Raw genomic sequence first — 17,704 nt, 5'->3', positions numbered from 1 at the left:
GGGTTGATGTTGAACATCAGCCCTTTAATCTAGTTCTTTTAGAAGTAGATTTTCACCCTTTTGTCTGGGCTTTCTACGCACAACAATGGTCAGAAGTATCCCAGTGATAAAGCTCATGGCGACCATAGTGTACATGTAGCGATCGCTTTTCCTGTAGTAATGGTCAGAGAAAGCGGTAACTTTGCCTGTTTCAAACGTAAGGCGGACAAAACCTATCACCACATTATCGTAAGTAACAGGTTCTACAAGTTGTTGCTTTCCGATCCTTGCTGTCTCCAGCGGGGTATCTAAACCGAGAATCTCTCGTACACTTTTGCTTTTGTCACTCGATGCTAATCGCACACCTTCAGCATCATAAATAGTGGCGTCAAATACTAGATCGTCTTTAGATAGCTGATTGGTGAGCTTTAATAAGCGCTCTTGGTCTTGGCTTGCAATCATCTCTCCTGCAGCCAATGATGCTTGAGACACAAGAACTTTAATTAAAGTATCTAACTGGTTTTTTTGAATATCTTGGTTCGCTTGGCTTATCTTGACGCTATTGATTCCAATAACAAGTAACATACTGATAAGAGAGACGATTGTGAGTACTCTCAAAGCCATTCGAAACGAAAATAGGGAAGATTCCATATTCACCTAAACATAAGATAAGTTTACTATAAAGAATATTGATACTTGCGCAGGCAAATTGCAATAGGTTAAGTTGTGGTTAAGTTTTTCAGGAATAACTCACATGGAAACGTTTAAGACTCTTTCTATTCAAAAACAGGCTTCTTTGTATGCTCGATTACCGGAAGCCAGATTTACTAATCACATGGATAAGGCGAAAGCTAACTGGATTGTTTTTGGTGAGCACTTACTAGCCGAACATTTTGAACGCATCAATACCTTCACAGGGTACCACAATGAGATTGTCGATGTATGGAAAGTCGGGCCTTATCAAGTTGCTCTGGTGCAAGGGGACTTAATGTCTGAGCATGAGACAATATTGCAAACATTATCTCTTGATTATGCGTCTCTTAATGATGTTCCAGACCTGTCTAAACCGGGTTTGATCGTGCTGGATATGGACTCTACCGCCATTCAAATAGAATGCATTGATGAAATTGCAAAATTGGCAGGTGTTGGAGAGCAAGTGTCAAAGCTCACTGAGCGTGCCATGCAGGGTGAACTCGACTTTGAGCAAAGCTTGCGTAGCCGAGTCGCTGCGCTTGCTGGTGCTGATGAATCAATTTTAACCCAAGTTAGGGATGAATTGGCTTTAATGCCTGATCTTGGCGGTTTAATTGGTACGCTTCGACAATTTGGCTGGAAAACGGCAATTGCCTCAGGTGGCTTTACTTACTTTTCAGATCACCTTAAAAAGACAGTGAACTTGGATTATGCGCGCTCCAATCAACTGGAAATTGCCAATGGTAAGCTAACAGGAAACGTTCTAGGTGAGATAGTATCTGCTCAGACTAAAGCCGATATCTTACACGAACTCGCAGAGTTGTATGAGGTAGAAAAACACAATACTGTTGCTGTTGGTGATGGTGCGAACGATCTTATTATGATGGAAGCGGCGGGTTTGGGAGTTGCTTACCATGCTAAGCCTAAAGTAGAAAAAATCGCCCAAGCCGCAGTGCGCTATGCTGGATTGGGTGGCGTGTTATGTATTCTGTCTGCCAGTCTAGCTAAGCAGAAAAAGATAAGTTTTCAGGCTAAGCCATAAAGTCGGTCAATGACAATCAGAGGCGTTGAGTTTAAACGTCTCTGCGAACGAGTAAAAAGCTACTCACTTGGCAAGTGCAGTCTGAGTGTTACTTCTTCAGTGATGTCTGTTATTTCGCTATATCCGACGATACCGGTAATTTCTTTTTCCAGTGTTTTAGCATGATGCATGTTAAGCGGTGCAAGTTCAGTAATATCCTCTTGCAATAGAGCGCTCATCGGCTCGAACACTGGCGCACTACAGATTCGAATCGCATAGAAACGCCCCATTGTTTGAGCTTTTTTAATAAATTTTATTCGCTCTTGTACTGACTCAAATTCACCGATGAGCTTCGACTCCCATGATTGGATTCGGTTACCAAATAAGGTTAACGCCAGATAGATTTCGTGAAACTGTGGCTGTGCGCCGTCGATATGTTTCATTGGCTGGGCAAGTAATGTATTGGTATGTCCTTTGAAAATAGGCTCAAGAGAGAATTTGTCTTCCTTGCCGAGTTTGGCCAGTGGAACTAGATAGGGAGGCAGAGGGAAATTAACACCGATCACTCTAGGTTTGAGAGTTCGTGTTGGTTTTTCAACAAAAATAGGCGCGCTGACGATTTTACCCAGGAGAATATCATGCAGGTCTTCTAATAACTCATTGCTGGGAAGTACTTCCGTTATAGAGTTTAGTTTGTCTTGATTATGTTGAATTAAACTGCCGAAAAAGGCGATGTTTTTCATAGTATGGCTATCTTCGAGAATCACCAGTTGTAATCGTTTCCCTCCAGGTGAGATTCTAATCACCTTATATGGGACTTTACTTAATGAGGAGTTCTTGTCGAGTTTGTCTAGTTCGGTAAAGTTTACCGAGCATGTTTCTCCGGCTTTAAGCGTGCTAGGAGAGGTTAAAGCAATACTGATACCACGTTTGGAAATATCAAGCGTTATGCCAGAGTGTGTTTGTTTATCCTCCCCTGTAAGTACCAAAGGAGAGCGAAATTGAAAGCGTGGTTCTTTGCGGCGTGATTTAGCATCATAGTAAATACAAGCTGGATTATTAGCCGGGTTTCGAGCATGGCAAAAGTTATTGATGGTACTACTGGGGAGCTTGGGCTTTGGAGCGATTAAATAGTCGTCTTTACTTGTCTCTGTCGATAGCTCTTGCAAGATGCCACAATGGGTGAGTGTAATTGCATCCAGAGTGAGCTCCGAAGAATGCTGCGCTAATTCGGAGCTTTCTTCTTCAGTAAGCTTGAACATATGAATTCTAAATACTTTCCAACTGTCTTTCCTTGCTCCTACGTGGCAAAACAGTTGTTGTACCTCAGGCTTTGCCTCTGACAGCATCATAGAAAAAAACAAAGTTTTTTCTTGATGGCCATGTGTGAAGGTATAAAACGTATGGCTTGAATTTTGTTCACCTGCTTTAAGTATGCGTGCTATGCGTTTGGGATTAAAAAGATTGGTTAAGGCTTGTTGATTACGTTCATCATGCCAATAGTGCCATATTGGCTGATTGTTTTCTGTCATCAAGGCAAGCTTTAACTCAGAACCACTGAAAAACAGAGGAAGATTGCAAGTATGTTTTAGAAAAGTGTGTTCATAGCCTCTCGAACGAGCCCGAATGACTTTGTCTTGTGTGTCATGCCGGTTACGTTGGCTATCACTGCTTAGTTTACTATCGATTAACTGCTCAATGACATTAGATTCGTCTAGTTTGAGCAAACGAAGAAACTTGACCGAGTCATTATCGTAGGATTCATCTACACCAACAATTCGGTATTTTATAGGGTTGGTTAATCCTTCGAGATCGGACTCTTTCATCAATTCAGTAAACTTTACAGAGATTTCTGAGCCAGCTTGATAATCGAACGCCGACGGGACTTTAAACTTTGCTCCTGATGGAGAAAGGTCTATGGTTGTGGCATGAACTAGGTCAATAGCGAGTTTAAACTCGATCTGAGAAGATATTTTGAGGCGATTTTCTCGGCGTTTTAAGTCGTAGCCAAGTTTAATCGCTTCAACATCGAATATGCTGGTCTTTTCTTCGGTTTCGTCACCATGCAACTGGCCTCTTTTTTTCATTACACGGAAGTTATTGTGAGTGTTGCACAATGCCTCCCATACTCCTTCCGTATAACCACCATACCTGCGTACATTTTTTTGGTAAGTATTGAATGCGACGTCATCAAGCCAGTGTTTTACGCCATCCAGCTCATACTCTCGGCATTCACCATTAACCCTGCCTCTTAAGTCAACAATTTTAGAGCAAGGCGCCATCACTCGGTTTAATTCCATTTTGACCAAAAGTTTGACAGACGGGGCCTCTCCTTCGGTCATTTGGCTAAGAACGAAGTCAAAATCTTCTGAGTGATAAGCAGGGATGAGTCGCTCTGCTAACGACAATATTTCGGCTTGTTCCATTGGTTATTGATTAATAACCCCTCGCAAAAAATATCTACCTTGATATATAAAACTTTAGTGTTATGTTACAACGAATCAAGGTCTATTGATGACGAATGATAAGGTGAACGGTATTTATTGGGGTCTGAAGTGATATGGCAAAGGTAAAAAGAGCCTACGTATGTAACGACTGTGGGGCGGATTTTCCCAGATGGCAGGGGCAGTGTAATGCTTGTGGTGCTTGGAATACGATCAGCGAAGTTCGGATGGCTGCCTCACCAGTTGGGAATAAACATGACCGGCTTTCAGGTTACGCAGGTAATTCCGGAGAAACTCAGGTTCAAGTATTGTCTGAGATTGATTTGCAAGAGGTCCCTCGTTTTACCAGTGGCTTTAAAGAGCTTGATCGTGTGCTTGGCGGAGGTGTTGTTCCAGGTGCGGCGATACTGATAGGTGGAAACCCAGGTGCGGGTAAATCGACCCTGCTTTTACAAACCATGTGTTATCTCGCTTCTCACATGCCTACACTCTATGTGACAGGAGAAGAGTCTTTACAACAGGTGGCGATGCGTGCCTCGCGCCTTGGTTTACCCAAGGATAATTTAAAGATGCTGTCAGAGACTAACGTGGATAGAATTTGTCAGGTTGCAGAGAAGGAGCAGCCCAAGCTATTGGTGATTGACTCGATTCAAGTGATGCATGTTGCGGATGTACAGTCATCTCCTGGCAGTGTGGCTCAAGTACGGGAGTCGGCGACTGCGTTAACCCGTTACGCTAAACAAAATAATGTCGCCGTGTTTATTGTTGGGCACGTGACCAAAGATGGTACTCTAGCAGGACCGAAAGTTCTGGAGCATATTATCGATTGCTCAGTATTACTTGATGGTGGCACTGACAGCCGTTTCAGAACGCTTCGCAGTCACAAAAATCGTTTTGGCGCAGTGAACGAGCTAGGTGTTTTTGCAATGACAGGACAAGGACTCAAAGAAGTCAGCAATCCTTCGGCAATCTTTCTTTCAAGGGGGGAAGAAGAGACGTCGGGAAGCTCTGTCATGGTGGTTTGGGAAGGCACGCGACCTTTGCTGGTGGAAATACAGGCGCTAGTCGACTATTCCCAATTGGCCAACCCGAGACGTGTTGCTGTTGGCCTTGAGCAAAACCGCCTTTCTCTTTTGCTCGCGGTCCTGCATAAACATGGCGGTTTGCAAATGGCGGATCAAGATGTGTTTGTGAATGTGGTTGGCGGGGTAAAAGTTACCGAAACCAGTGCTGATCTAGCATTAGTTATGGCACTGCTATCAAGCTTTAGAGACAGAGCTCTACCTCGAGATGTGGTGATCTTCGGCGAAGTTGGACTGGCGGGTGAAATACGTCCGGTTCCAAGTGGGCAGGAAAGATTAAACGAAGCATTTAAGCATGGTTTTAAGAAAGCGATTGTACCAGCGGCCAATATGCCCAAGGGAGGAATCGCGGGAATGCAAATCCACGCAGTAAAAAAACTGTCTGATGCTATTGCTGCATTTGAAGAGTTGTAAATGATAGGGTTGAACGTGCTCAACCCTTAGCTCTTATAGCATGTCAACGGCTTTTTCAACGCCAGCTATTAATCTGTCAACATCTTCCAAGTTGTTATAAACAGCAAAAGATGCTCTTATCGTACCTTTAACGCCAAGGGCATCCATTAAAGGGTGAGCGCAGTGGTGGCCAGCCCTGATGGCCACACCTTGCTGATCGAGCAAAGTGGCCACATCTTGGTGATGAACCCCTTCAACCACAAAAGAAATCACGCTCGCTTTTGGCTGAAAGCCGAGTGCTTTCACGCCTTCAATCTTGCTTAGCCTCTGATAAGCTTGCTGAGTGATATTTTGCACATGTTTTTCGACTTCTTGGATGGACAGCGCGCTATACCAGTCAATTGCCCTAGCCAGTGCAATGGCCCCCGCCACGTTTGGCGTGCCCGCTTCAAATTTTCCGGGAAGTGCGCTGTATGTGGTACCTGAAAAAGAGACATGCTCAACCATTTTACCACCGCCGTGCCACGGTGGCATGGCTTCAAGCAACTCTAATTTTCCATAAAGCACGCCAATTCCAGCAGGAGCGAAGATCTTATGGCCTGAAAAAACATAAAAATCAGCACCAAGCTTATTGACATTAATAGGCTCATGGACGATGCCTTGTGCGCCGTCAATAATCACTTTCGCGTCAACTTGCTTTGCCTTAGTAATCACCTCTTCAATCGGCAATCTCGTTCCTGTGACATTGGTGATATGTGCCAGTGCGACAATTTTTGTTTTTTGGGAAAGTAAAGAGTCAAATACCTTCATATCCCACTGACAGTCTGTTGTCATGGGGACTTTTACCACTTTAGCACCGGTTTGCTCAGCTACGATTTGCCAAGGTACGATATTGGCGTGGTGTTCCATCTCACTCACTAAGATTTCATCATCAGGTTCGAGCGTATTACGAGCAAAGGTTTGAGCGATAAGATTGAGCGCTTCAGTTGCTCCCCGCGTCCAGATGATTTCTCTTTCGCTGTTTGCTCCAATAAACTTGGCGATAGTGGAGCGTGCGGATTCAAACTGACCGGTCGCGTGTGCAGTGAGACTATGACTGCCGCGATGAACGTTAGCATTTTGTGCGCGATAGTAGTGAGCAATAGTCTCGATTACGCAATCAGGCTTTTGCGTGGTTGCAGCGCTATCAAGGTATACCAAGGTTTGTTGATTGACGGTTTGCTGCAATGCTGGAAATTGAGTGCGAATAGCCTCCACGTCTATCATGATTCACTGCCACCTAATTTTTGATAGTGTAGAGTAGGAAGAGTAATCATAGGCTCTGCAACTGTCCATGCATGCTTCTTGCCTGATAGATTGATGATAATTTCCATTGCAAACTCAAGGGCAGTGCCAGGACCCTGACTGGTTAATAGATTATGGTTGACGTCGTAGGTCACGCGTTTAGCGCGCCATTTTTCTTTGCTTATATGAGACTCAAAACTTGGATGGCAAGTCATAATCGCATCCGGATACAGATTATGGTGAGCAAGCACTATGGCAGGGGCTGCGCAGATAGCCGCAACTAATTTGCCTTCATACATTTGTTGGCGAACGATTTCAACTAGCAATGTGCTATCACGAAAGACTTCAGAGCCGCCGACGCCTCCGGGTAAAACAATGGCGTCAAACTCGTCGTCGGCAATATCGACCAGTTTGCACTCGGCGGTTAATGTTACGCCGCGCGACGCCTTCATTGCTAACTGACCTTCGAAATCAGCGCTTGCAATAACGGTTTGATAGCCTGCTCGCACCATCATGTCGATGATAGTGATGGCTTCCATCTCTTCTGTACCTGGAGCTATAGGTACCAGTACTTTTTTAGTCATGGTCTTGTTCAATCTGCTTAATTTTTTGAAAGAGCGTTTGGTTGACTGGCGCAGAGATATTATGTGCCTTTGCTCTTTGTAAAAGATAACCTGTGATAAAGTCTATCTCGCTTGGGCGTTTATGGAAAATATCTTGATGCATAGACGAGTAATTGTCAGATGTTGCCTCAATAACCTGATGTACTTTAGTGGTTAGATTTTCGTGAGTCACATCTATATCTTCAGCTTTTAATACTTGGTTTATTTCGTCTATCAGCAAAGTGATGACTTCCTGATATTTAGCGGAGGATAACTCTCCATTTTTAACCTGATCAATCGCAGTCAGCGGATTGATGATGCAGTTTATTGCCAGTTTATGCCAAATTGGAGTGAAAATATCACAGTGCCAACTTGTCTTTGGCAGCGCATGCTCAAACACGGGTTGTAAAAAATCACAACGCTTACCACCGTCGTTATAGCCGCCGAGCTCTGTGTATCCCTTACCTGTATGCAGTACTTGACTCGGTTTTGGGCGAAAAGCGCCATGTGTGGTAGTGGCAATCACCAGTGGATTATTCGGTAATAAAGTGTTAATGGCCTCTGCCGTCCCCATGCCATTGTGCATTAATACCACAATCGTTTGTTGGGCAATGTTTAGAGCTATCTCTTTGATAGCTGGCATGACATTAGGGGCTTTAAGCGTGACCAATAACAGGTCTGCCGATGCAAGTTTGTCTTTATTATTACTGGTAAATTGTATTGCAGGTAAGTGCTCTTGCTGAAGATAAATGGAGTCGCATTGGTGTTGAGACCAAAGTGACACTGAATGGCCAGCGCGGCTTAAACAACATGCCCATAAAGAGCCAATAGCCCCAGGACCAAGAATAACAATCTTCATCTGAATGATAATAGGCGCGAATTTGCCAAGAGAATACGATGATATGAAGGTATTGCCAATAAAAATGGCACGTAAACGTGCCATTTTGAAAGCTGTAGCCTGCTACCTAGCTTAGAACTTATAGGTAACTGATACGTAGTGGCCAACGCCTGAAGATTCGTTTTCTTCATTGCCAAAGGGACTTTTAACACCATCTTCAAAGCCGTATACGTCTTTAAATAGTTTTAGACCATAACCTACAGCAAAGCGGTCTGAATGCCAGTAGATGCCATTGAACATAGCGCTACCAGTACTAGACTGAGAATATTCGTCTTTCATACCAAACTGAAAATCTAGGTAACCTTGGTATGAGATAAAGGAACCATTCTCGAAATGATAGAAAGGTTTGAACCAGTTAGTTGAAAGCTGGTAACCATTCCAATCTTTTTTAGAGTTGTCATAATTTGCATAAAGGTTTAGGCCCATTTTACCAAACCATGGCGCGATGACGTCAGAGCCGACACCGATTTTATACTGTGCTTCTGTTGCGCCGCCGTAAAAGATATTTTCACTGGCAATGTAGACTTCTTGTACAGGGCCAAAAGAGAGATCTTTACCTGCTAATGCATCCAGAGACATACGAGGAGCAAACTTCATAAATAGTTTGTCAGAGCCTGATTTGTCGCTGTCAGAATCACCAGTAATATTGAAATAATCAACGTACCCGTAAAGGTCAAAAATTCCTGAACGACCGCCAAATTCCATCTCTAGGTAGTCATGGGTGGAGTCAGAACCAGGGCCTTTTTCATTAAAGGCTCCCATTAGGTTAAATTGAAGCCATTTGTAATCGTTTTTGTGGATATCACCGTCTGAGTAGTCAGCTGCCATAACAGGGCTAGACATGGCAGTAACAACACCAAGAGCTAAAAGTGATTTACGCATAGTGGGACTCTCTATGTATATTTTGTGTGAAAATGTAGTTATCGTGCCGAGGTATACAATCTTCGCTGTACTTTGGCTGGGCGCATAATAGCGATAAACGCATCATTTAGCAGTGACAAATGATGATATTTTGCACAATTTAGGTGATCTAAGTCACGATTTTAGTGATTGATTTGTTTTTAAATGGAACTAACATGTTTCTAGCAGAAGTGTTGACGGTATCGTTTGCTTCTCGGTTTGTTAAATGAAAATGTGATTTTCTCGTTTTAATCACACGTGAGGCCAAGAATTGATCGAATTGCTACCTGTACCGTAGATATTTTTAAACGAACATATGGTACTAAGTAGTGAATGAATTAATGCTTTTTCCGCTCGGCTCTGTGCTGCTTCCCGGCGGAAAAATGAAACTGAGAATTTTTGAGCCAAGGTATAAGAGGCTTATCAAGCAAGCGTGTCAGGTCGATAACACGTTCGGCATCTGTTTGTATGATTCGAATGCCGAATCCGGAGACCCTGCGTTGTCGGTCGTCGGGACACTTGCTGAGATTGTCGATTTTGAAGTTTTGGACGGTGGGCTACTAGGTGTCACTGTCGTTGGAACAAAGCGCTTTAAGATCATTAAAGTGCGCTCTGAATACGATGGATTAAGGCAAGCCAAAGTTGAATGGCTAGACTCTTGGACCTACTCAAAGATAAAAGTGGAACATCAGCACCTAAGTGAATACCTCAAAGATGTGTACCGCCGCTTTCCTCAATTTTCCGAGCTTCACCCAGAGTGTTATTTCGATGACGCCACTTGGGTGTGCCAGAGATGGTTAGAACTCCTCCCTGTCAATCAAAAAGAAGCAGACCATCTGCTCATGCAGAGCGATTGTCAGCAGGCTATAGAATTTTTGTCTCAGTCGATAGAGTACTAAACTTTAGATAAGATAGAGTCCAATTTTATTGAACTCGAATATGATCACTTTGCTGTCAGTGTTCGTATACCGACTAATACAGCACGTAAAAGGAACTCGGCATGTTATCTAAAGACACTGAGTCATTTGCTAAGCAAGATTGGTGTGAGTGCATGGACAGAGTGAAAGAGCAGGACAAAGACGCTTTTTCTCTGGTCTTCAAGCATTTCGCACCGCGCCTCAAGCAATTTGCTTTTAAGCACATGGGTAACGAGCAAGTCGCGCTTGAATTAGTTCAAGAGACGTTAACGACAGTGTGGCGAAAGAGCCAGCTTTTTGATGGAGCCAAAAGTTCACTATCGACGTGGATATATACAATCGCGCGGAACTTATGCTTCGACACGCTACGCAAGCAGCGAGGACGGGAGGTACACATCCACTCCGAAGATATTTGGCCAGATGACTTTTGTCCGCCAGATCGAATCGAAGACTATACCCCCGAGCATGAGATGCTCAAAGAGCAGGTTGTCAAGTTTTTGAGCGTGTTGCCAGAACCGCAAAGGAAGGTTGTACAAGCCGTGTATCTGGAAGAGCTTGCTCATCAGCAAGTCGCTGACATGTACGATATTCCAGTGGGGACGGTGAAATCGAGACTAAGATTGGCCGTTGAAAAATTGCGCCACTCAATGGAGGTAGAGCGGTTATGAGTTATCATCCTGAACTACACATTCTCAAAGCATATGCGGCAGGAGAACTTAACTCCGTTGACGGGTTTGCTATTGCTACGCATCTAGAGAGCTGTCCAGACTGTAAAGCAAACGTGTTAAAGCACGAGCAATATTTGGGTGAGGAGCTGAGTTCTCTCAAGGGGGAACAAGATCCGAGCTTTGAGTCTATGTTCGCGGACATAGTAGACTCTGAGCAAGACATCCTACCGATGAGGCCGTTCAGAAAGCCTCTATCAGTGCAAGTGCACGGTAAAACCTTTGCTTTGCCGCTTTCTCTTTCTCGGTTTGAAAACAAAATTGGCGAGTGGCGCAGCTACGGCGGCAAAGTATTTAGTGCTCCGGTCGATGTGTGTGACTCAGTCAAAGTGAATCTGTTGTATATCGCGGAGGGGGTAAAAATTCCTCAGCATACTCACAAAGGGGTTGAATCGACCTTGATACTGCACGGAGGTTTTAGTGATGAAGCCGGGCATTATGAGGCGGGAGATTATCTAGTCAAAGATGGGTCAGACAAGCACAGTCCTTACACAAAAGAGGGTGAAGATTGTTTATGCCTTACCGTATTAACTGAGCCTATGATGTTCACCCAAGGAGTGGCAAGAATATTTAACTTGTTTGGCAAGGGAATGTATCCCTAACTTGTGCTAGATAGGAAAGGGCTTGGTGATTAAATCAAGCCTTTTGTCTGTTTGTTCAACCTTGATTTTCTTCGTTATCTATTTGCTGAGCTTTGTTTAGTAAGGCGGTGAAATGATGGCGAAGCGAATACAGCATTATCAGGCTTGGAATCACCATTAAGCAGGTAAGGATAAAGAATGTGGACCAATCGTTTAAATAATCGACCAACTCACCACTGAAAGATGCTAGCGTTGTGCGCCCCAAATTACCTAGTGATGCGAGCAGGGCGTACTGGGTCGCTGAAAATGCTTGGCCAGTGAGAACGGTTAGGAAAGACACAAAGGCAACCGTGGAAAATGCCGTTGTGAAGTTATCGACAATGATGGTTGCCAAGAATAGATGCTCATTTGGTCCCACTGATGCTATCCATGCAAACATTAAGTTGCTCGCCGACATAGTGATACCACCAATCATCAACCCTCGAACAATACCAAACCTTACATTGACCATACTGCCGACCAAGGTGAACAACGTCGTTAGTCCCCAACCTACGAGCTTAGAGTAATAGCCAATCTGCTCATTTGAGAACCCGATTTCCTTGTAAAAAGCAATCGACATTCGGCCAAGGAAAGCTTCGCCGATTTTAAATAAGAACACAAATAACAGCAGTGTGAGAGCGACACGTGTCCCATTGCGCTTGAAGAAATCTAGAAAAGGTTCGATAACGGTAACCGTCAGCCATGCTATCACTCTATTTCCAACTACATTGCTGTGGCGCTCTTCAGCCGCTGCTTGCAATTTCTCTCGATCAGTCGCGGGCTCACCAACTAAAAGAGTAAACAGCATCAACACAGCGACTATGATGGCCATTCCGTAATAAACTCCATTCCAGCCAATGGTGTCTGCGTTGATGAATGCTACATAGCCGGGTAGAGAATATCCTGTCCACCATCCCATTACCGCCATTGCTGAAGCTTGAGGTAGTTTGGAGGAATCTGATTTTGGGAAAGTATCAATACGAAAAGCATCGATAGCAATGTCTTGAGTAGCGGACGAGATTGCTATCGCAAGTGCTAGCATTGATGTGAACAGGAGATTTTCTGCTGGATTAACTCCTGCTATCCCTATGGTGCAGATTAAGACGAGTGATTGACAAAAGAAAATCCAGCTTCTGCGTTGACCTAAGAAGGCATGGAGCAATGGAAGCTTAATTCGGTCAACCAGTGGTGCCCAAAGAAAATTAATAGCATAGACAACAAAGACACTACCAAAATAGCCGATAGCTGCTCGTGTTAGACCAGCGTCTTTTAGCCAGCCAGACATATTTGAACCAATCAGTACCCAAGGAAAACCACTAGAGCAGCCTAACATGAATACCCAGAGCAGTCTTTTGTCTGAATAGCTACGTAGAGTTGTTAGCCACGATTTGGAACAGGAATTGATTGACATGAACTCATCCTAATAGCGTTTAAATGTATACAATCACAAGTAGCTCTCACCCTTTAGGCCGGAGCTAGATACTTAAGCTCTTTAAACCAGCTTAAGTTATAGTGGCTAAAAATATTGCTTAGTCCTCGAAGGGCGAGATGATTATGTTCACTAATAATTTGTTTATCAATAATAAACAGCTCTAACCAGTTAGGTTAGAGCTATAAATTCAAGGCATTAAACTGGCATTAGTGATAATGATGGCAGTTTTAGGTACATCTCGAAAATTGCCTTTTGTCGTTGTGGGCACTTCACTCATTTTCTTTACGGTTTCAAAGCCTCTGGTGACTTTGCCGAACACAGCATAGCCTGCGGAAGGCTTTTGTTTGTCGTCGCTAAAATTCAGGTACTCATTATTGTTATAGTTAATAAAGAATTGTCGAGTGGCAGAGTTTGGATCACGAGTCCTAGCCATGGCTATAGTGGCGACTTCGTTTTTTAGCCCGTTTGACGCTTCATTTTTAATTGGACTGTATGTAGGTACAGGTTTCATGTCTTTGTCTAATCCACCACCTTGAGCCATAAAACCTGGGATAACTCGGTGAAATTGTGTCCCTACATAACTCCCGTCTTTGACATATTTTACAAAATTCGCAACCGTAATTGGTGCTTTTTCTTTATCGAGTTCAACGGTAAATGCGCCTAAAGTGGTTTCAAATACGACTTTAGGACCAGCAAAAGCTAGACTACTAAAAAGCGCCAATGAGGCAATGATTGTCTTCCACATTAAAAGCGCTCCTGCATGTAGTCTTTGAGTTCACGGTCGTTGGCAACTTCTTTTAACACTAAGTTAGTCACATCGTTGAGTACCATACCTATTTCATCATCTGATGCGCTTAGTGCTCCATTTCTTTTTGCGGTCCCTGTGTAGGTTTTCACTAGCTTACCTTTGGGAGTTTCAGCGGTGATTTCGAGTACGACCTTGCCGTCCATTTCATTGGCCATGACCGAGTGTTTAACCGATACGAGAGCTTCTTGTATCTCCACACTTACAGAGTTTTCGCTGTTGACCGTGCTGTTAAAACCTTGGGATTGGAATTGCTCTAATAAGGCATTCTCAATGCTGATGCGAACATTTTGTCTTGAGTGTATTGGTTCAATGTTAGAACGTCCGCTATCTATCAATGCTACGTATTGAGCCGATCGAACATCTTTACTTGTCAGCGTAAAATTTGCATTTTGAACAAGGTTGCTGTTGCTCAGAACAGGCTGAGGCATAAAGTTTAGCTGTTCTTGTTGAGGGGAGGAGCATGCAGTAAGTAACGCCACTGAGGCGGCTAGAACCAGTTTTCTCATCATAATTTCCTTTAACGTAACTCTAATATAGAGACATGATAGTGAACTATTTAGTTGCCTGTAAAATAACAAATTTCTTATTTGAGGCGATAAGTTTGACCTTAGGCTTACCAAACAACTTAGATAACTTTACATCGTAGCCGAGGTGTCGATTGCCGATAACTAATAATTTGCCATCATTGCAAAGAACATGCTTTGCATCACAGAACATTTGCCATGCTATGTGATCCGTTATAGCTTGTTGTTGATGAAAGGGAGGATTGCATAAAACCAGCTCTGCACTATCGATTTGGAACCCATCCAGACAGTTATTGGTGATAGATTCTATTTGTCTATCAGAACCAAGAGCATCGAGTAGATTTTCCTTTGCAGAGGCTGTTGCCATGTAACTTTCGTCTACACATGTAATACTTATATCGGGGTTGTCGAGTCCTAGCTTTACTGATAGCACGCCATTCCCACATCCAAGATCAATGACTCGCTCTGTGGTTAAGCCATTTGGTAAATGCTCGAGCATAAAACGAGCGCCTTGGTCGAGTTTTTCTCCCGAGTAGACATTGGGCAAGTTCTTCAGTTCAAATTTATGCGGCTCAACTTTCCATTTAGTGATGGGATCGACAGCGATAGCGTTAGGAGCATCAGGGGTAGAAAAAACTAGGCGGTGCTTTTTCCAAGCGAGAGAGGTATGAGTGCTTCCTAGATATTTTTCGAACAATTTGAGTGTTGAAGAATGGATTTCTTTGGCTTTATTCACCGCAATGACAGGTACAGCTTTACCCAAACTTAGCCTTAATTGATTCAACTGCCATGTAAGATAGCGATTGTTTCTTGGGATTTGCATTAGGACGTAATCTACGTGAGCGGGGACATTGGCTAGCGTGCTGCATAAAGTGATATTGTTACTTTGATTATCCGCTAGGTTTTGCTGTGTCGCTTGATGTGCAATATGAGAGTCACTCATCAAGGTCACCTGATGGTTAAGTGCAAACCAGCAGCTTAGTGCACCGAAACTATCGTTTAGGATCAAAATATGTTTGCCAGGAGCAATGTCCAATTCTTCCATGTGGTTTATGAGGTATTCATCTCCAGCATCCCACGCTTGAAGTGTTTCATTATTCCTTTTAGGGTGACGATGAAGAGTTAAAGTGCGTTGGTGAAGCGCAAGTTTAGTTTTCATATTTGTAATGGTATGGAAATGTATACGATAAATTGTCGCAGAAGCAGAAGGTAGTTAAAACTAAAACCTTTAGCTTTATGTATAACAAGAGTATCATTCGTGGACAGAAGCAATTCGTATTTAGGTTGACGTAATGGTACATGAAGCAATAGAAGCGAAACTCTCGGACTACTTTGAACCAGCCCACTTTGAGGTAATAAACGAAAGTTATATGCACAATGTGCCAGAAGGTTCAGAAAGTCATTTTAAAGTTATCATTGTCAGTGAGAAATTTACAGGACAGAGGTTGATTGGCCGCCATCGGCAGGTCAACCAAGTTTTGGCAGATGAACTCGCAAATCATATCCACGCACTCTCTATTCACACTTACACAACAGAAGAGTGGAATAAACAAAATCAAGTGGCTCCAGATAGCCCAATGTGTTTGGGCGGATCCAAGTAGTATAGCGTATTATAAAGCTCGTAGTGGCACATGATATTTTTTGATTGTTAATTAATCAACTATTTAACACTAAATATACAAATACACGGCTTGATTAGCTCTATTGCTAAGTGTTTCATACTATGAATAAAATAAAGTATTATGAGGCGTGTGGTTATTGCTGTTTGTGCGGTGGTTCAAACTTATGACCAATATTTAACCTTTTAAACTCAAATCCTTCGAAATATATATCTGATTCCTTTCTTTGGTCATGGCGTATACTTCTAAAAAGATGATAGACTAACGCACCTGATAAATCTCGACTAAATTTGTAGCGAGGTTTTTAATAGGATGTTGCGATTTTGGTGTTTTAACCAGCATCAAAACCGGACACTAATGTCGTGTCTAAAAGTTACGCAATCAATGAATCTTTTTCCCGATAAAAGTAGTGCAAGTGCGTATGATTACAATAAAGAAGGGTTTGGACCTGCCTATCGCAGGAACTCCTACCCAGGTGATTAATGATGGTAAAACCATCAAGAAAGTCGCCTTGCTTGGCGAAGAGTACGTCGGCATGCGTCCTACCATGCATGTTCGCGTAGGTGATGAAGTGAAAAAAGCTCAAGTTCTTTTTGAAGATAAGAAGAACCCAGGCGTGAAATTTACTTCACCAGCAAGTGGTAAAGTGGTCGAGGTTAACCGTGGCGCTAAACGTGTCCTTCAGTCCGTTGTGATTGAAGTGGCAGGTGAAGAGCAGGTTACGTTCGATAAGTTTGAAGCAGGACAAATAGCTGGCATTAGCCGCGATGCGGTTAAAACTCAGCTTGTTGATTCTGGTCTTTGGACCGCTTTGCGTACTCGTCCCTTTAGCAAGGTTCCAGCTATTGAATCTTCTACACAGGCAATTTTTGTTACTGCTATGGATACTAATCCATTGGCGGTTCAGCCTGAGTTGGTCATTAATGAACAGCAGGAAGCATTCGTTGCAGGTCTGGATGTACTTTCAACTTTGACTGATGGCAAAGTTTACGTTTGTAAAGCCGGCACCAGTCTTCCTCGTTCTTCTCAAAGCAATGTTGAGGAACATGTTTTTGACGGCCCCCATCCAGCAGGACTTGTCGGCACTCACATGCATTTCCTGTATCCAGTAAATGCAGAGAATGTTGCTTGGAGTATTAACTATCAGGATGTGATTGCATTCGGTAAGTTGTTCCTAACTGGTGAGCTCTACTCAGAGCGTGTTATTTCTCTTGCTGGCCCCGTTGTAAATAACCCCCGCTTAATTCGCACCGTTCAGGGAGCAAACGTTGCTGACCTAACGGATGGTGAATTAATGCCAGGTGAAGTGCGTATTATCTCAGGCTCAGTTCTATCAGGAACTCAGGCTTCTGGTCCGCACGCTTATCTTGGTCGCTATCATGTACAGATTTCAGTCTTACGTGAAGGCCGCGATAAAGAGCTGTTCGGTTGGGCGACGCCTGGTAAGAATAAGTTCTCGATAACGCGTGCCTATTTAGGCCATATTTTCAAGGGTCAGTTGTTTAACATGACTACAACGACCAATGGTAGTGATCGCTCTATGGTGCCAATTGGCAACTACGAACGTATTATGCCGCTGGATATGGAACCTACTTTACTACTTCGCGACCTATGTGCGGGCGATACTGACAGTGCTCAAGCATTAGGTGCGCTAGAACTGGATGAAGAAGATCTGGCATTGTGTACCTTTGTATGTCCGGGTAAGTATGAGTACGGAGCATTGCTTCGTGAATGCCTAGACACGATCGAGAAGGAAGGGTGAT

The 17,704-nt window shown here is 43.4% G+C and carries 17 protein-coding genes; 7 read left to right on the top strand and 10 right to left on the bottom strand.

Annotated elements, in window-relative coordinates:
- Window positions 1-24: 24 nt before the first annotated feature.
- Window positions 25-630, bottom strand: coding sequence for a YtjB family periplasmic protein (locus FIV01_RS11415; RefSeq protein WP_152431109.1), 606 nt, complete (start codon window positions 628-630; stop codon window positions 25-27).
- Window positions 631-733: 103 nt separating this feature from the next.
- Here FIV01_RS11415 and serB point away from each other — a divergent pair, with 103 nt between their 5' ends.
- Window positions 734-1,714: a phosphoserine phosphatase gene (gene serB / locus FIV01_RS11410; RefSeq protein ID WP_152431108.1), complete on the top strand. Its 981-nt coding sequence runs from the start codon at window positions 734-736 to the stop codon at window positions 1,712-1,714.
- A 59-nt stretch (window positions 1,715-1,773) separates the two neighbouring features.
- Here the strand turns inward: serB and FIV01_RS11405 are convergent, their stop codons facing one another.
- Complete coding sequence (locus FIV01_RS11405; protein ID WP_152431107.1) at window positions 1,774-4,119, bottom strand: PilZ domain-containing protein; 2,346 nt, start codon at window positions 4,117-4,119, stop codon at window positions 1,774-1,776.
- Window positions 4,120-4,253: 134 nt separating this feature from the next.
- Here FIV01_RS11405 and radA point away from each other — a divergent pair, with 134 nt between their 5' ends.
- Window positions 4,254-5,633: a DNA repair protein RadA gene (gene radA, locus FIV01_RS11400; protein ID WP_152431106.1), complete on the top strand. Its 1,380-nt coding sequence runs from the start codon at window positions 4,254-4,256 to the stop codon at window positions 5,631-5,633.
- Between the two features lie 33 nt (window positions 5,634-5,666).
- Here radA and csdA read toward each other — a convergent pair whose 3' ends face one another.
- Genes csdA through FIV01_RS11380 form a run of 4 tightly spaced genes read right to left on the bottom strand, consistent with a single transcriptional unit; the run spans window position 5,667 to window position 9,278 of the window.
- Complete coding sequence (csdA, locus tag FIV01_RS11395) at window positions 5,667-6,878, bottom strand: cysteine desulfurase CsdA (protein WP_152431105.1); 1,212 nt, start codon at window positions 6,876-6,878, stop codon at window positions 5,667-5,669.
- Window positions 6,875-7,480 (bottom strand): DJ-1 family glyoxalase III, encoded by a 606-nt coding sequence (locus tag FIV01_RS11390; RefSeq protein WP_152431104.1) that lies wholly within the window; start codon window positions 7,478-7,480, stop codon window positions 6,875-6,877. Before FIV01_RS11390 ends, csdA begins: the two co-directional genes overlap by 4 nt.
- Entirely contained in the window at window positions 7,473-8,441 is a 969-nt protein-coding gene (panE, locus tag FIV01_RS11385) for a 2-dehydropantoate 2-reductase (RefSeq protein WP_343040031.1), read from the bottom strand. The genes FIV01_RS11390 and panE overlap by 8 nt, the downstream gene beginning before the upstream one ends.
- 27 nt (window positions 8,442-8,468) lie before the next feature.
- The gene (locus tag FIV01_RS11380; RefSeq protein WP_152431103.1) at window positions 8,469-9,278 is read right to left on the bottom strand and encodes a nucleoside-specific channel-forming Tsx family protein; all 810 of its coding nucleotides are present in this window, start codon (window positions 9,276-9,278) and stop codon (window positions 8,469-8,471) included.
- 347 nt (window positions 9,279-9,625) lie between these two features.
- Here FIV01_RS11380 and FIV01_RS11375 point away from each other — a divergent pair, with 347 nt between their 5' ends.
- The 3 genes from FIV01_RS11375 to FIV01_RS11365 all read left to right on the top strand — a co-directional run bounded on the left by FIV01_RS11375 (window position 9,626) and on the right by FIV01_RS11365 (window position 11,540).
- Window positions 9,626-10,195 carry an LON peptidase substrate-binding domain-containing protein gene (locus FIV01_RS11375; RefSeq protein ID WP_152431102.1) on the top strand — a complete coding sequence of 190 codons (570 nt, stop codon included), beginning with the start codon at window positions 9,626-9,628 and terminating at the stop codon, window positions 10,193-10,195.
- A gap of 101 nt (window positions 10,196-10,296) precedes the next feature.
- Entirely contained in the window at window positions 10,297-10,881 is a 585-nt protein-coding gene (locus tag FIV01_RS11370) for a sigma-70 family RNA polymerase sigma factor (protein WP_152431101.1), read from the top strand.
- Window positions 10,878-11,540 (top strand): ChrR family anti-sigma-E factor, encoded by a 663-nt coding sequence (locus tag FIV01_RS11365; RefSeq protein WP_152431100.1) that lies wholly within the window; start codon window positions 10,878-10,880, stop codon window positions 11,538-11,540. Before FIV01_RS11370 ends, FIV01_RS11365 begins: the two co-directional genes overlap by 4 nt.
- A gap of 55 nt (window positions 11,541-11,595) precedes the next feature.
- Here the strand turns inward: FIV01_RS11365 and FIV01_RS11360 are convergent, their stop codons facing one another.
- From FIV01_RS11360 to FIV01_RS11345, 4 genes are all read right to left on the bottom strand, one after another.
- Window positions 11,596-12,969 carry an AmpG family muropeptide MFS transporter gene (locus FIV01_RS11360; protein WP_152431099.1) on the bottom strand — a complete coding sequence of 458 codons (1,374 nt, stop codon included), beginning with the start codon at window positions 12,967-12,969 and terminating at the stop codon, window positions 11,596-11,598.
- Window positions 12,970-13,177: 208 nt separating this feature from the next.
- Entirely contained in the window at window positions 13,178-13,735 is a 558-nt protein-coding gene (locus tag FIV01_RS11355) for a peptidylprolyl isomerase (protein WP_152431098.1), read from the bottom strand.
- Entirely contained in the window at window positions 13,735-14,304 is a 570-nt protein-coding gene (locus tag FIV01_RS11350) for a YajG family lipoprotein (RefSeq protein ID WP_152431722.1), read from the bottom strand. The genes FIV01_RS11355 and FIV01_RS11350 overlap by 1 nt, the downstream gene beginning before the upstream one ends.
- A 46-nt stretch (window positions 14,305-14,350) precedes the next feature.
- Complete coding sequence (locus FIV01_RS11345) at window positions 14,351-15,481, bottom strand: methyltransferase (RefSeq protein WP_152431097.1); 1,131 nt, start codon at window positions 15,479-15,481, stop codon at window positions 14,351-14,353.
- Between the two features lie 133 nt (window positions 15,482-15,614).
- Between FIV01_RS11345 and bolA the strand changes: the two genes are divergently transcribed.
- Entirely contained in the window at window positions 15,615-15,923 is a 309-nt protein-coding gene (gene bolA / locus FIV01_RS11340; protein ID WP_152431096.1) for a transcriptional regulator BolA, read from the top strand.
- A gap of 439 nt (window positions 15,924-16,362) precedes the next feature.
- Window positions 16,363-17,703 carry a Na(+)-translocating NADH-quinone reductase subunit A gene (locus tag FIV01_RS11335; protein WP_152431095.1) on the top strand — a complete coding sequence of 447 codons (1,341 nt, stop codon included), beginning with the start codon at window positions 16,363-16,365 and terminating at the stop codon, window positions 17,701-17,703.
- Window position 17,704: the final 1 nt, after the last annotated feature.

The organism is Vibrio aquimaris (assembly GCF_009363415.1).
GTDB lineage: Bacteria > Pseudomonadota > Gammaproteobacteria > Enterobacterales > Vibrionaceae > Vibrio > Vibrio aquimaris.
This window is presented reverse-complemented; position numbering and strand designations above follow the sequence as displayed.

Excerpts from the sequence above, each read along its gene's own strand:
- FIV01_RS11415 (WP_152431109.1), bottom strand. The coding sequence starts at position 630 with ATGGAATCTTCCCTATTTTCGTTTCGAATGGCTTTGAGAGTACTCACA.
- serB (WP_152431108.1), top strand. The coding sequence starts at position 734 with ATGGAAACGTTTAAGACTCTTTCTATTCAAAAACAGGCTTCTTTGTAT.
- FIV01_RS11405 (WP_152431107.1), bottom strand. The coding sequence starts at position 4,119 with ATGGAACAAGCCGAAATATTGTCGTTAGCAGAGCGACTCATCCCTGCT.
- radA (WP_152431106.1), top strand. The coding sequence starts at position 4,254 with ATGGCAAAGGTAAAAAGAGCCTACGTATGTAACGACTGTGGGGCGGAT.
- csdA (WP_152431105.1), bottom strand. The coding sequence starts at position 6,878 with ATGATAGACGTGGAGGCTATTCGCACTCAATTTCCAGCATTGCAGCAA.
- FIV01_RS11390 (WP_152431104.1), bottom strand. The coding sequence starts at position 7,480 with ATGACTAAAAAAGTACTGGTACCTATAGCTCCAGGTACAGAAGAGATG.
- panE (WP_343040031.1), bottom strand. The coding sequence starts at position 8,441 with ATGGCACGTTTACGTGCCATTTTTATTGGCAATACCTTCATATCATCG.
- FIV01_RS11380 (WP_152431103.1), bottom strand. The coding sequence starts at position 9,278 with ATGCGTAAATCACTTTTAGCTCTTGGTGTTGTTACTGCCATGTCTAGC.
- FIV01_RS11370 (WP_152431101.1), top strand. The coding sequence starts at position 10,297 with ATGTTATCTAAAGACACTGAGTCATTTGCTAAGCAAGATTGGTGTGAG.
- FIV01_RS11365 (WP_152431100.1), top strand. The coding sequence starts at position 10,878 with ATGAGTTATCATCCTGAACTACACATTCTCAAAGCATATGCGGCAGGA.
- FIV01_RS11360 (WP_152431099.1), bottom strand. The coding sequence starts at position 12,969 with ATGTCAATCAATTCCTGTTCCAAATCGTGGCTAACAACTCTACGTAGC.
- FIV01_RS11355 (WP_152431098.1), bottom strand. The coding sequence starts at position 13,735 with ATGTGGAAGACAATCATTGCCTCATTGGCGCTTTTTAGTAGTCTAGCT.
- FIV01_RS11350 (WP_152431722.1), bottom strand. The coding sequence starts at position 14,304 with ATGAGAAAACTGGTTCTAGCCGCCTCAGTGGCGTTACTTACTGCATGC.
- FIV01_RS11345 (WP_152431097.1), bottom strand. The coding sequence starts at position 15,481 with ATGAAAACTAAACTTGCGCTTCACCAACGCACTTTAACTCTTCATCGT.
- bolA (WP_152431096.1), top strand. The coding sequence starts at position 15,615 with ATGGTACATGAAGCAATAGAAGCGAAACTCTCGGACTACTTTGAACCA.
- FIV01_RS11335 (WP_152431095.1), top strand. The coding sequence starts at position 16,363 with ATGATTACAATAAAGAAGGGTTTGGACCTGCCTATCGCAGGAACTCCT.